The organism is Enterococcus sp. 4E1_DIV0656, from assembly GCF_002140695.1.
GTDB classification, from domain to species: domain Bacteria; phylum Bacillota; class Bacilli; order Lactobacillales; family Enterococcaceae; genus Enterococcus_D; species Enterococcus_D entomosocium.
On sequence record NZ_NGLF01000002.1, the window covers coordinates 726,905 to 740,308 of the forward strand.

Consider the following 13,404-nt stretch of genomic DNA (forward strand, 5'->3'; position numbering starts at 1 on the left):
GCTGCTTGAAGGTTAAAAAACAAAAGTAACGTTATTTTTTCATCAAAGATTTTGCTACTTACTTTAAAGAAAAAGCAGCCAGAAGCTAGACGTGGGAACCATTGGTCCTGATGCGTTTAGCCTCCGGCTTGCTTGATCTATTGATTGGTGAGCGGCGCCTGTTGCTTATTCTTGGCTTGCGCGGTACTCATCAAATTGTTTTTGCATTTCATCGCGGACCTTCTCCCAGCCAGCGGTTTTTAATTCTTCGTTTAGTTTCGGAACATTTTCTTCTGGATCGATCGTTCCGGTTGCTAAACTTGCTTTGTAACGGTTCATGACATTGGCGATATTCGTGATTTCTGTTTTCACATTATCAGTCTTGAAGTTGAAGCCTAAGATTGGTGATGCTTCCGCGTTAGCAATGTTTTCATCACGCTCTTTGATCATATCGTCTGTGATGGATTCTTGTGTGTAAAGGATCATGTTGTTCCCAGTGTTCCAAGCAGCCATCCGGGTATTTGGCAAGTAGCCATCAAGGAGACGGATTTTGTTGTCTTGGCCTTCGATTTTTTCCCATGCTTCACCTTCGACACCCCAAACCAATCCATTCAACAATTCAGGATCGCTGTTCAACAAGCCCAACACTTCCACTGCTTTTTCTTTGTTTTTCGAAACATTCGCTACGACAAAGTTTGCCATTTGCGCTTGTCCGGTTGATTTTAATTGTTTCGTGATTGGACGTGAAACCAATTCATGACCTGCGGCATTGCTTAAGATCGTATCGCCGTAATCCATTGGTCCTTGGGTTTCTTCACGCATGAACCATGTGTTGCCTTCTAATGGGTAACCAGTTGTATTGGTGGCTGCATCGGTTGGGATCAAGCCTTCGTTGTACCATTTGTGCATCAATTTCAAGTTTTCCATTTGTTCATCATCTTCGTATTGATTGATGATCTTCGTTGTATCGCCATCCAATTTGACAGCAAATGGGTAATCTTTCCCAATCACATAATCATAGTTTCCAGAAACATTAAAGGTTTGTCCGATCGCAAACGGTGCGATGTTTGGTTCTTCTTCTTTGAACTTCTTCAACACGTCTTCGGCATCTGCATAAGATTCGATCCCGCTGATATCCAAATCATATTTGTCTAAATATTGTTTATTGAAGGTCAAGACTTGTTGGGCATAAATATTGCCGTTGACTGGAAAGGCATATAATTTTCCGTCGATCGTATTGCCTTTGATATAAGATTCGTCTAATTGATCATACGCTTCTTTGGCATATTTTGGTGCTAACTCCGTCAAATCTGCATACGCGCCTTTTTGCGCATTGGCAACATAGTTTGAGGCAAAGGAAATATCGTAGTTTTCACCCGATGAAATGATGGTACTCATTTTTTGATCCCAATCACCCCAGCCGATATACTGCAGATCGATGCGAGCGTTGGTTTTTTCTTCAATGCGTTTATTGGCGATCTCCATTAATTGATCAAAGTTTTCTGGCTTGTCCCCGACTTGATACATCAATAAAGTCGTTACGCCGTCTGCATTGTTTTCTGAATCGGATGTTGCGCCGTTCGACCCACAGGCAGCCATTCCCAAAGTTGCCGCTGCGGCCATCCCAGCAAAAGCTGTTTTTTTCCACAAATTCATTTTTGTTTCCTCCCTATACTTATTTGATTATTCTTTGACGCCACCAATTGTCAGACCACCGACAAAATACCGTTGGAAGAATGGATAGGTGATCGCAATCGGTAAGGTTGCAACAACAACGATTGCCATGCGAGCAGTTTCGCTTGGCAAAGCGGCCAAACCACCTTGGATCTGGGCAGCCATACCAGAGCTTTTGGCTAGATAGTCCAAGTTACTTTGAATCCGCATCAAAAGTGCTTGTAACGGCACTAAAGAGTCTTTTTGAATATACAACAATGCATTGAACCAGTCGTTCCAATAGCCAAGAGCGGCAAATAGACTGATCGTTGCGATCCCTGGAACCGCTAAGGGCAACACGATGGACAGAAAAATCTTCATTTCGCTGGCACCGTCGATGCGCGCAGATTCTATAATACTATCTGGTACCGTCTTTTTAAAGAAGGTCCGCATAACAAGGATATTAAAAGGCCCTAAGGCAAGGGGTAAAATCAACGCCCAAATCGTGTCTTTCAATTGGATCAAGTTGACCATCACTAAGTAATTGGCAACCATCCCTGGCGCAAATAACATGGTGATCAAAGCGAAGATCGTAAAGAACCGACGGAATGGAAAATTTGAGCGAGAGATGACATAGGCATATAGCGAAGTCATCGTTGCATTGACGAAGGTACCAAAAACAGTGATAAAAATAGATACGCCAAATGCTTGGAAAATTTTGCTGCTCATTTGTCCGCTAAACAGGTAGGTATATGCTGCGAACGAAAATTCTTGTGGCCAAAAGCGATAGCCGTTTTCTGCCAAAGAGGTTTCACTGGTCAATGAGATCGCGATCACAAAGAGAAACGGCAAGACACAGGAAATCGCGAACAGACCGATCACGATATTAAAAATCAGGTTGACCGTTGGGTTAAAGGAGCGGATCTCGACTTTCGTTACTTTTTTCTTCATTTATCCATCCTCCTTAGAATAATGCTGAATCTGGTTCTAGTTTACGAACAACCAAATTCGCTGTTAGTAATAATAATGCCCCAACCACTGATTGATAAAGGCCGGCAGCTGCGGTCATCCCGAAGTCGCCTGTGGCAGTCAGTCCATTATAAATGTACGTATCTAAAACGGAGGTGACTTGGTACAACGCCCCAGAGTTTCGTGGGACTTGATAGAAAAGTCCGAAGTCGGCACGGAAGATCCCACCGATGTTCAAAATCAACAAGACGGAAATCATTGGAATCAGTTGTGGCAACGTCACATTTTTAATCTGCTGCCATTTGCTGGCACCATCGACCATCGCGGCTTCGTAATACGTTTGATCGATCCCGACCACTGACGCATAATAGATGATGCTGTTGTAGCCTAAGCTCTTCCAGACATTCATAAAGACGAAAATAAACGGCCACCATTTCGGATCAGCATACCAGTTGATTCCTTCACCGCCCATACCCGTGATCCATTGGTTGATGATCCCTTTGTCTGGACTCAAAAAGGCATAGACAAAGTACGAAATAACCACCCAAGAAAGGAAGTACGGCAACAGTGACATCGTGTGATAAACTTTTACCAAACGCTTATTGCGTAGCTCACTCATTATAATGGCAAAGGCAATCGCAAAGAATAGGTTGAATGCTAAAAATACGATATTGTAAAGTAATGTATTTCTAGTGATCAGCCAAGCATCATTGGATGCAAATAAAAATTTAAAGTTATCAAAGCCGACCCACGGGCTTTGTTTCAAACTGGCAAAAAAGCCGTCTGGTGAAATGTGGAAATCTTTGAACGCCACCACATTTGCGAATACAGGTATATAGAAAAAAAAGATAAACCAGACAACACCTGGCAAAGCCATCAATATTAACGCTTTGTATTGCCAGACATTCCTCCAAAACCCCTTTTTCTTCACATCTCATCATCTCCTTCATGCTACTAGAATAACGCTTTCATCCCTAAAAAATAAGGAACAAACTAAAGATAAAATGAAACAAATTAAAGGTCTTTGTTTATATTTTGTTTTTATTCTCTAAAAACCAGAAAAACGTCCTACCTTTTGCAAGATAGGACGCTTCATTGAGTTGTTTTTTACAAAGGATCAATCGACAAAGCCGTTTTGCTGAATCACTTCGCGGAACCACTCACCTGACTTTTTGATGGTGCGTTTTTGGGTAGCCAAATCAACGGCAATAAACCCGTAACGATTTTTGAATTCATTCAGCCAAGACCAATTATCCATGCAAGTCCACATGTGATACCCGCGGCACCGGCTGCCTTCTTGGATTGCTTGGTGAACATACCGCAAATGATCTTTGATAAAGGTGATGCGGTACTCATCTTGGATCTGACCGCTGGCATCGATAAAGCGTGTTTCATCTTCGACTCCCATGCCGTTTTCTGAAATATAACAAGGGATATTGCCGTAGTTGTCTCGTAGGTTGATCAAGGTATCATAAATGCCTCGTTCATAAATTTCCCAGCCTCGATGGGGATTGATTTTCTTTTCTGGCCAATCATAAACATCGAAGTAATCTTCTGGCATTGGAGTGTCCGCTGTTTTGGCAGAACGCTTTTGCTGCACCCGCCGCGGCTGATAATAGTTGACCCCCAAGAGATCGACCGTGTTTTCTTTAATGATCTGCAAATCTTCTGCTCTGGTTTCTGGCATGATCGCCAACTCGTTTAAGACAGTGATCAATTCTTCCGGAAAGGTGCCTTTGACCGCTGGATCTAAGAAGGAACGGTTGAAAAAGGCATCTGCCAGTTGCGCCGCTTGGCCATCTTTTTCATCATTCGGATCTTTCGGATAGGTCGGTGTCAAATTCAAGATGATGCCGATTTCGCCTGATTGCTGAGACTGACGGAAGCGTTGGATCGCTAAAGCGCTGGCGAGTGCTTCATGGTAGCCGACTTGCACCGCATGTGCCAAGTTGATTTCTGCTGGGTAATGCTGTTGATACAAATACCCCATCTCCACTGGCACGATCGGTTCATTTTGCGTGAACCAATGACGGACTTGATCACCGAACAACTCAAAACACAAAGCGGCATAATCTGCAAATGCTGTGACAGTCTCGCGATTGAGCCAGCCGCCTTCTTTTTGCAGTGCCATCGGCATATCAAAATGATACAAATTGATGAAAGGCTCGATGCCATTTTCGATCAAAGTGGCGAAGTACTCGCGATAAAACGCCACCGCTTGTTGATTGACCGCTCCTCTTCCTTCTGGCAGCAAGCGACTCCACTGGATCGAGGTTCGAAAAGAATTAAAGCCGATCTCTTTCATCAATGCTACATCTTCTGGGTAACGCTGCAGCAGCTGGACGGTATCTTCGGGTCCCCGTTTTTGATAAAAGCGTTCTGGTTCCGTTGCGTACCAATAGTCCCAAATCGAATCCCCTTTGCCATCATCGACCGTTCGTCCTTCAGTTTGCGGACCGCTGGCAGCGGCTCCCCACCAAAAATCTTTAGGAAAATGCAGGTTAGTCATGGGCAGTCACCTGCTCTTTGCCTAACAAGAGACAGCCGATAATGCCACTTTTGTTCGGCAAGCCCCAAGTGACGATGTAGTCTTCCACTGGTGGTGTCTCCATATAGCCTGCCATTTGTTTCAGGAAGGCTTGTTGGATTTGAGCGAGTAAATGCGGCTGATTCATGACCCCACCGCCTAAAATGATTATCTCAGGTGCTAAAGTTAACGTGATATTGACCAGCGCTTGCCCTAGATAAAAGGCCTGCAACCCCCAAATCTCGTGCGCTTGCGGCAAGTCTTGTCCTTTGATCCCCGTACGTCCTTCCAAAGAAGGCCCTGCGGCTAATCCTTCCAGACAGTCGCCGTGATACGGGCATGTACCAGCATACATATCTTCACTGTGACGTTTGACATAGATATGACCGATTTCTGGATGACCGATCCCTTCGAAAATCTTTCCTTCACGAACGACCCCGGCGCCAATGCCGGTCCCTACCGTCAAATAGACACAGCTGTCTTTGCCTTGTGCCGCTCCTTGGCGTAATTCTCCATAAGCGGCAGCATTGACATCTGTTGTCCAAGCAAATGCTGTCTCTGGGTAGCGCTTCTTCAACGCACCGAGAAAATCGAACTGCTGCCAGCCCTGTTTCGGCGTGGCTAGTATGTGGCCATAGGTCGCTTGGGTTGGATCGATCCCGATCGGACCAAAGGAACCGACCCCTAATGACACGAGATCGTAGGGATCGAAAAAGGCAAAGATCGCCGCTAACGTTTCCTCTGGCGTTGTCGTTGGGATCGACTCTTGGGCGATGATCGTCAGCTGTTCATCGGCAACGGCACAAATCATTTTTGTGCCGCCGGCTTCAATTCCTCCGTAAACCATCATTTCTCACTCCTTTACTCCAATGGTTCGAATTTCATATGGGTGTAATTGCTCATTGACGGACGATGCTTGTTCTTCCTCTAATAGGTTCAACAGACAGAGTGTCGCCTGCTCTTTTTGCACATGAAAGGCAGTGGCTTGATCCGCCAAATTATAGCCCCGCAAAACGATCTGCTGGTCTTGGCGATTGCGTTTTAAGGCGGTGATAGCTACCGTCGTTCCATGAGCTTCCATGTATTGGTTGCTGCTGGCTAGCTTGCCTTGATGCTTGTCGGTCTGGCTTGCCGTCCAAGGAACTTGGGCAGCTTGTGCTTGGCGATACGTTTCATAACGTTCTTCAGGAGCCCCATGACAGGCTACGCCATATTCAAAGGTGTGGCTGCCTAAGCATTGCGCTTCTGGTGTTGGGAAGTAGCCCCAATCGCCTAGCTCTCCCGTACAGCGCAACAAGGTCAAGCAGATCTGATCCTTCACGATTTCATATTCGTTCAAACCAAAATTAGAAACCGTCATGCCGCCTGTTTCATCATGCAAGTTGACAAAGGCGTGTTGATGCTGCGGATTCGTTGGGTTTTCCCAATGACTGGAAACCTGATTCGGCCGTTTTACGACTTCATAAATGCTGTCAGCTTCATGGAAATCCGTGATAATCCCTGTTGGGAATAAAACCCGCAGTCGGTGATCTTTGCTTTGGTTGTTGACGGTGGTTTTAAATGCCAGGCGGTTGCTGGTTCGTTCTAAGCGAATCTCCGTCTCGATCTTGAAAGCAACCAATTCTTGACTCCGCTGTGCTTTACGGAAACGGAAATCGACGACAGCTTTTTGTTCTTCTAACAAGCGGTCATCTGCTGAAACAGGAATCTGTAATTCTTGTGTCAGTCGCACAATTCCCACCAGCGGATCGTTTTGTTCGATCGTCACCTGATGCGGAAATTGCGTCGATAAGATTGCTTGATCCCCTTCTGGTTGTTTGAAGATGTACTCATTGGCGATATCCCCCACATCCTCGAAAACCAGTAAATTGCGATACGTTTTTTGGGTTGCTTTGTCTGTAATCGTCAAGCTGCCGTTTTCAGTAATGACGGCTTCCAAATGTGCGTTGGCAAGTTTACGCCCTCCTTCTGAAACGATCGGTGCGCTCTCTACTGGCGTAGCGGCTTTTTCCACTAGGGCAAAGGTCTGCCATGAAAATTCCGGCAACTGGTTTGCTTCTACTTGAACCGTGACAAAGCGTTTCATGAAAGGAATCCGAAAGGCATCTTTAGGCAATTCATAGTCAAAAAGGACCTCTTCTTCACTGATGATCGCAGCAACAGGTTTCCCCTGTTCATCGATCACCGAATAAGAACCTTTTGGCTTCGCCAATAATTCGTGGTAAAGCTTGCTTGGCAATCCTTCACGGAATGTTTTACGCTCAAGTTCGATCACGACTTCCACTAAACCAGAACGGGTGCTGCCAGTGGTGTTGAAGACCACAAAGGGACGACTCTCCTCAGGAAACCTGCTCGTGTCGATGGCGGCTACTAAATTGCGTAACGCTTCATCTGCCACGAACTTACCAATTTCATTGGCTTTTTCAAACCGCGGCATCATTTCTCGGTGTACTTCGTCCACTGAACAGCCGCAGATACTGTCGTGAGGATGATTTTGCATCAGTGTTTTCCACGCATGATCCAACATATCGTGAGGATAGCTGCCGCTTGCTTCATAAGCCATAGTTGCTAATGGTTCAGCGACATTTTCTAATTGGCGGGAAACCTTTGTATTCCATTGTTTCAGATAGACTCGGGAAGAGGCGGTATTGGCTAGAGTATACCAACCATCGGTTTCTTGACTGGTCAATTCACCTGTGACAGTTCCTAGGTCATCTGGCAGATCTGCTTGCACCGCTTCAAGGTATTCGGTAAAGCTGGCGTGTTTGAATTCATACTCTGGGAAAAGCTCGTTAGCTGTACGAATCGCTGCCGAAATGTCTTTTTGGACAGGTTGATGATCGACCCCATTCATCATTAAGTAATGATTGGTGGCACCAAATTTCTCTACATCTTGCAGTTTTTGTGTCCAAAAAGCTTTGGCTTCTGCTTTATCCACTGGAATCTCATTGCCATTGGAGTACCAGTTGGCAAAAAGTAGACCAAAGATTTGACTGCCATCTGGACCTTCCCAATGCATTTCAGAATATTGGGAAGTAAATTGATCATCGGGTAAAACTTCGTTGTCAAAGCCGATTGGTTTGACGCCACGTCCAAATGCAGCACTTTCAAGATTGGCTTGCAGCATCATTTGCGGGGTTTGCCCCATATTGCCGAAAGTATCTGGGAAATACCCCAACATAACAGGGGTGCCCCACTTTTTGCTTTCTGCCATTCCAATCAGCATATTACGGGTGTTTGATTCAGCACTTATCAAAAAGTCATCTTGCAAAATATAAAACGGACCGATCTGTAATTTTCCTTGTTTGATGGCCGCTTTGACCGCTTCGCGTTTTTCAGGTCGCACTTCTAAATAGTCATCCAAGATGATCGTCTGCCCATCTAGATGGAAGCTGTGGAACTCAGGGTCATTTTCAATTAACTCTAAAAGATCATCCATCAATTCAACTAGCCGCATGTGATGCTGTTCGTAAGGCATGTACCATTCCCGATCCCAGTGGCTGTGAGAGATGATATAAACTTGTTTCTTCATTGATTTTTACTCCTCGCTGTTTGCGTCGTTGGACTGCTTTTTGTGTCACTCGAACGGTCGTGGGTCGTGCTGCTTATTTTTCCACTCGGATATCGAAATAATCCATGACCAATTCACAAAACATCATGTTCGCCCAAGAGAACCATTCTCTCGTGTATTGCGAAGGATCATCGACATCGAACCCTTCATGCATCAAATTTGTACCCGCATCTGTCGCCACTAACTGATCCAAAATTCGTTTCTTTTCTTCTTTGTCAGTGGTGGTCATGCCTTCCATTGCCATGGCGATCGGCCACACATAATTTTCTGGCGTATGAGAGCTGCCAATGCCTTTAGCGTATTTGCCTTCATAGAAATACGGATTTTCACTGCTTAACAACGTTTTACGGGTCTGAAGATAAAGGGGATCTTCCATACTGCCATACCCCAAGTAAGGGGCAGCGATCAAATTCGGCACGTTGCTGTCATCCATCAGTGTGCCATTGCCGAATCCATCCACTTCATACGCGTAGACTTCTTCGCCAGCTTGATTTTTGGTCAACCCGTATGCTTTAATCCCTGCTTCGATCTCTGCTTGCAATTTTTTCGCTTGTGCCACGATCGCTGTGTCTTCTAAAACCGTCGTAAAGATTTCTTGGATATAGCCTAAGACCACCACCGCAAACATATTGGAGGGAATCAAATAGCCGTATTTGCAGGCATCATCACTTGGTCGAAAACCTGACCAAGTCAAGCCAACGGGTTTCACCGGCGCGCCTTTGCCGTCATGAGTCAAGGTATCTTCTTTTCGCCAGGTATCCCGTTCAAAGCGATACGGGGATTCCTCATGGTTTTGTTCTGTTACAAACACCTCCAAGGCTTTTTTGATGCCTGTTACAAAATCATCATTGAACTGATCTGTTCTGCCTGTGTTTTTATATAGCAGATAGGCCAGTTGGATCGGATAACACAAAGAATCGATCTCATATTTGCGTTCCCAGATCCAATCGTTCATTTCTGTATCGTCTGTTTGGTGGCCAGCGCCATTGGCTGATTCGTTAAAGGCATTTGCGTAAGGATCGATCGTAATATAGTAGAATTGCTTCTTGACCAACCCGCTGATCATACTTGCTAAGTCTTCATCTTCTTTGGCGATCACTAAATACGGACGAACTTGCGCAGTGGAATCTCGCAGCCACATGGCTGGAATATCCCCCGTCAGTAAAAAGGTCGTGCCATCCTCATGACGCTTGACCGTCGTTAATAGTGTATTAGCAAAAGCTGCATTAAAATTTTTCGCCCAATCGGCATGCGTTTCTCCGCATAGATCCGTAATCGTTTCCATAAATGTTGCTACTGAAGTTGGTATTTCTTTATAAACCATTCCATCACCTTCCCTGATTTGATATATCAATTTACGAACCTAGTATATCATGAATCATGTGAATGTCTAGCGCTTTTTCAAAATAATTAAAGGGTTTTCATTTTTATCGGTTTATGGTATGCTAACAAATATGATATATCAAAAGGGGTTTTCTTATGAAACAACCATTATATAAAAAAATTTACTCGGAGCTTCACGAAGCCATCGTTGAAGGGCGATTAGCTCCGGGCAGTCGTGTCCCTACTGAAAAAGAACTATCTGAACAATACCAAGTCAGTCGGATCACCTCTAAAAGAGCCTTGACGGAACTGGAACAAAATCAGCTGATCTATCGCGTGCAAGGCAGCGGCAGCTTTGTCCGAGAATTGAAGGAAAAAAAAGCGACTGGACGAATTTTGTTTGTCTTGCCCTTTGCCAATGATCTCTCTTTAGGAAACTTTACCGAAGGCATTTACCCCGTGATGCAAGAACACGGCTTTGAACTTTTGATGACACCAGTGGATTATTTGGAAAAAACGACGGCAGCTGAGCTGATGCAAGAATTCGACGGCCTGATCTATTACGCCAGCAATACGTTTTCTTACTATGACTTGCTGTTCGAATGTGCTGAAAAACACTTTCCTATCGTGACCTTAGATAAAAAGCTGCATGAGTTTGATTTTCCAGCGGTCATGCCAGATAACTTTCAAGGTGGACAGCTAGCTACGGAGCATTTACTTGCGTTGGGGCATCAACGGATCGCTTATATTTTTGGTGATACCCACCATCCACAATCCGTCCGTCAGCGTTATCTAGGTTACATCGATGCGCTGAAAAAAAACCAAAGAACCTTTCGCACCAAGCTAGACGACGCTACTGCCAGTATCGCAAATGCGCTTGCCTACCTGGAAGAACATCAGGTCACGGCAGCCGTCTGTGAAAATGACTTGATCGCCATCGAATTGATGCGTGCACTGCGTCAAGCAGATTTGCACGTCCCTGCCAACATTTCCCTGGTTGGTTTCGATAATATCCAAGCCGCTGCCCTCGTTGATCCAGCACTAACGACCATCGGGCAGAATTTTGCGGAGATGGGGCGCTTGGCAGGAAACCAAGTGATTGAGAAAATCAACGCTGCGAAGGCAGCACCCCCAGTACCAACGGAGACGACCACCCATTTAGTGGCTGTTTCTTTGATCAAAAGAGAATCAACCCAATTAAAGGAGTGAACCAAGTGAACGTATCAATGATCGACACACGACACGGAACAGACAACCAATATAGTTTTTCCCATGGCAACTGCCTGCCTTATACAGGGGTTCCTTTTGGCATGAACTACTTTGCCCCGCAAACCAGCGATCAACGAGGCAGTTGGTGGTTTCATCCAGAAGATCGAACCTTTCAGGGCTTTCGCATCACCCATCAGCCTAGCCCTTGGATGGGTGATTTCAGCCATCTGACGATGCTGCCGATAAACGGCACGCTTTCTGAAAATACCCTTTTCCATGCGCAAAGCTCGTATCGTCCGGAAGAAAGCACCTTTAATCCAGCCTTTCTTAAAATCAAGACGCAGCGGTATTTAACAACAACGACTTTGATTCCCAGTATGTATGGCGGTGTGCTGTCTATTGAAAACTGCGGGGATCAGCCGGGTCTTGGCTTGTCACTGCCGGGTGACTATGTCTTAGAACAGTTGGATGAACAGACAGTGGCTGGTCAACTGATCGTATTTTCAGGATGCGAAGACGAAAGCTTCACCATCCATTTCGTCTATCGTTTTGAAACACCCATCACGGCGATCGAAGGTGCCTTGACAGGCAAAGAAGCCTTCGTCGTTCTCCGCTTTGATGATTGCCAAACACAGACGATCCGTTTTGCAACCTCGTTTCTCAGTCGCGAACAAGCTTGTTTGAACTTGCAGCGGGAACAGCAATGGGCTCCTGCCGATTATCTGGCTTCTGTCCAACAGCAATGGAATCATTTTTTGCAAAAAATCGAGATCGAGCATCACGATCAAGCACAAGTTTCTACTTTTTATCATAATTTTTATCGCTTATTCTTGTTTCCTCAAACCTTCTTCGAAATCGATCAAGAGGGTCGCAAAGTGCACTGGGATACCTTGGCAAAAGCGATCAAACCAGGACCACTGTACACAAACAACGGCTTTTGGGATACGTATAAAACTGTCTACCCGCTCTTTTCACTCTTGGCTGTCGAACAATTGGAAGACATGCTGGAAGGCTTTTTGAACAGTTATCGCGAAAGCGGCTTTTTACCAAAATGGCTATCACCTGATGAGCGGGGGTTGATGCCCGGGACGCTGATCGATGCCGTGATCGCTGATGCCGCAGTAAAAGGTATCCGTCCCGATTTGATGCCCGAATTTTTAGCAGCGATGAAAAAAGGTGCCACCGTCCAAAGTGAAAATCCCAATTATGGTCGGCGCGGCACGACGGACTATTTGACTTACGGGTATGTGCCATTGACGCATCATGAATCGGTCAATCACACCCTTGATTATTGTTACAGTGATTTTTGTATCTCACAAGTCGCGCAACAGCTGGGTGACGAGCAAGCAGACTATTATCAGCAGCAATCGCAAAATTACCGCAACATTTTCGATCAGGAGACCGGCTTTATGCGGGCAAAAGACCCAGATGGCGCTTTTCGTCCAGAGTTTAGTGACACACGCTGGGGCTTGGATTATGCAGAAGGCAGTGCGTGGCAAAGTAGTTTTGCTGTTTACCATGATTTCGCTGGCTTGATCACTGCACACGGCGGCAAAGCGGCCTTTGAAGCAAAACTGATCGACTTGTGCAATCAAGAACCTCGCTATACGACAGAAGGCTACGGGTTCGAGATCCATGAAATGAGTGAGATGGCCGCACTCGATTTTGGTCAGCTGGCGATCTCCAATCAGCCAAGCTTCCACTATCCGTATCTATTCAGCTATTTGGGCAAACCAGAAATGGCACAGCCCTTGATCAAGCAGCTACTGACACAGTGCTTCAATGACTCACCAAAAGGCTTTCCTGGCGATGAAGACAACGGCAGCATGGCTGGTTGGTACATTTTCAATGCCTTGGGCTTTTATCCAGTCACACCGGGGACAGGCGAATATGTCATTGGCATGCCCTTATTTGATCAAGCAACACTGCATCTTGCTTCAGGCAAAGACTTAGTGATCAAGAGCACGCCCAATGCGCCGCAACAGCTCTTCGTGGATAAAATTACATTGAACGAAGAACCCTTCGAGCGATTATTTTTCACCCACCAAGAATTGACTGCCGGTGGTACATTGAACTTCCAGCTAGGTATCGTCCCTCGCAGCAAAGAGTGGTCAGCCGATGCCTATCCTTATAGCGTCAGTCAACCACATGCATAACGAAAAAACCGCTCCTT

Annotated in this window: 9 protein-coding genes; 2 read left to right on the plus strand and 7 right to left on the minus strand. The window is 45.5% G+C overall.

Translation table 11 applies throughout. From position 1 onward, the window contains the following. Positions 1-165: 165 nt before the first annotated feature. The 7 genes from A5882_RS16705 to A5882_RS16735 form a co-directional block, all read right to left on the minus strand. Positions 166-1,635, minus strand: a complete 1,470-nt coding sequence (locus A5882_RS16705) for an ABC transporter substrate-binding protein (protein WP_016613578.1) — start codon at positions 1,633-1,635, stop codon at positions 166-168. A 27-nt stretch (positions 1,636-1,662) separates the two neighbouring features. Then, positions 1,663-2,583, minus strand: coding sequence for a carbohydrate ABC transporter permease (locus A5882_RS16710; protein ID WP_005225516.1), 921 nt, complete (start codon positions 2,581-2,583; stop codon positions 1,663-1,665). Positions 2,584-2,596: 13 nt separating this feature from the next. Beyond that, positions 2,597-3,478 (minus strand): sugar ABC transporter permease, encoded by an 882-nt coding sequence (locus A5882_RS16715; RefSeq protein ID WP_086294872.1) that lies wholly within the window; start codon positions 3,476-3,478, stop codon positions 2,597-2,599. 240 nt (positions 3,479-3,718) lie between these two features. Then, complete coding sequence (locus A5882_RS16720; protein WP_086373173.1) at positions 3,719-5,110, minus strand: glycoside hydrolase family 1 protein; 1,392 nt, start codon at positions 5,108-5,110, stop codon at positions 3,719-3,721. After that, positions 5,103-5,978, minus strand: a complete 876-nt coding sequence (locus A5882_RS16725; protein ID WP_086373174.1) for an ROK family protein — start codon at positions 5,976-5,978, stop codon at positions 5,103-5,105. Before A5882_RS16725 ends, A5882_RS16720 begins: the two co-directional genes overlap by 8 nt. Positions 5,979-5,981: 3 nt before the next feature. After that, positions 5,982-8,660 carry an alpha-mannosidase gene (locus tag A5882_RS16730; RefSeq protein ID WP_016613581.1) on the minus strand — a complete coding sequence of 893 codons (2,679 nt, stop codon included), beginning with the start codon at positions 8,658-8,660 and terminating at the stop codon, positions 5,982-5,984. A gap of 73 nt (positions 8,661-8,733) precedes the next feature. After that, entirely contained in the window at positions 8,734-10,023 is a 1,290-nt protein-coding gene (locus A5882_RS16735) for a glycoside hydrolase family 125 protein (RefSeq protein WP_016613582.1), read from the minus strand. 155 nt (positions 10,024-10,178) lie between these two features. Between A5882_RS16735 and A5882_RS16740 the strand changes: the two genes are divergently transcribed. After that, the gene (locus tag A5882_RS16740) at positions 10,179-11,231 is read left to right on the plus strand and encodes a substrate-binding domain-containing protein (protein WP_016613583.1); all 1,053 of its coding nucleotides are present in this window, start codon (positions 10,179-10,181) and stop codon (positions 11,229-11,231) included. A 5-nt stretch (positions 11,232-11,236) separates the two neighbouring features. Next, on the plus strand, positions 11,237-13,387 hold the full coding sequence (locus A5882_RS16745) for a GH92 family glycosyl hydrolase (RefSeq protein WP_034872311.1): 2,151 nt from the start codon (positions 11,237-11,239) through the stop codon (positions 13,385-13,387). Positions 13,388-13,404 lie beyond the last annotated feature (17 nt).

What these genes read in the sequence shown, in the direction of transcription:
- A5882_RS16730 (WP_016613581.1), bottom strand. Translation starts at nt 8,660, where the DNA reads ATGAAGAAACAAGTTTATATCATCTCTCACAGCCACTGGGATCGGGAA.
- A5882_RS16710 (WP_005225516.1), bottom strand. Translation starts at nt 2,583, where the DNA reads ATGAAGAAAAAAGTAACGAAAGTCGAGATCCGCTCCTTTAACCCAACG.
- A5882_RS16705 (WP_016613578.1), bottom strand. Translation starts at nt 1,635, where the DNA reads ATGAATTTGTGGAAAAAAACAGCTTTTGCTGGGATGGCCGCAGCGGCA.
- A5882_RS16735 (WP_016613582.1), bottom strand. Translation starts at nt 10,023, where the DNA reads ATGGTTTATAAAGAAATACCAACTTCAGTAGCAACATTTATGGAAACG.
- A5882_RS16725 (WP_086373174.1), bottom strand. Translation starts at nt 5,978, where the DNA reads ATGATGGTTTACGGAGGAATTGAAGCCGGCGGCACAAAAATGATTTGT.
- A5882_RS16715 (WP_086294872.1), bottom strand. Translation starts at nt 3,478, where the DNA reads ATGGCTTTGCCAGGTGTTGTCTGGTTTATCTTTTTTTTCTATATACCT.
- A5882_RS16720 (WP_086373173.1), bottom strand. Translation starts at nt 5,110, where the DNA reads ATGACTAACCTGCATTTTCCTAAAGATTTTTGGTGGGGAGCCGCTGCC.
- A5882_RS16740 (WP_016613583.1), top strand. Translation starts at nt 10,179, where the DNA reads ATGAAACAACCATTATATAAAAAAATTTACTCGGAGCTTCACGAAGCC.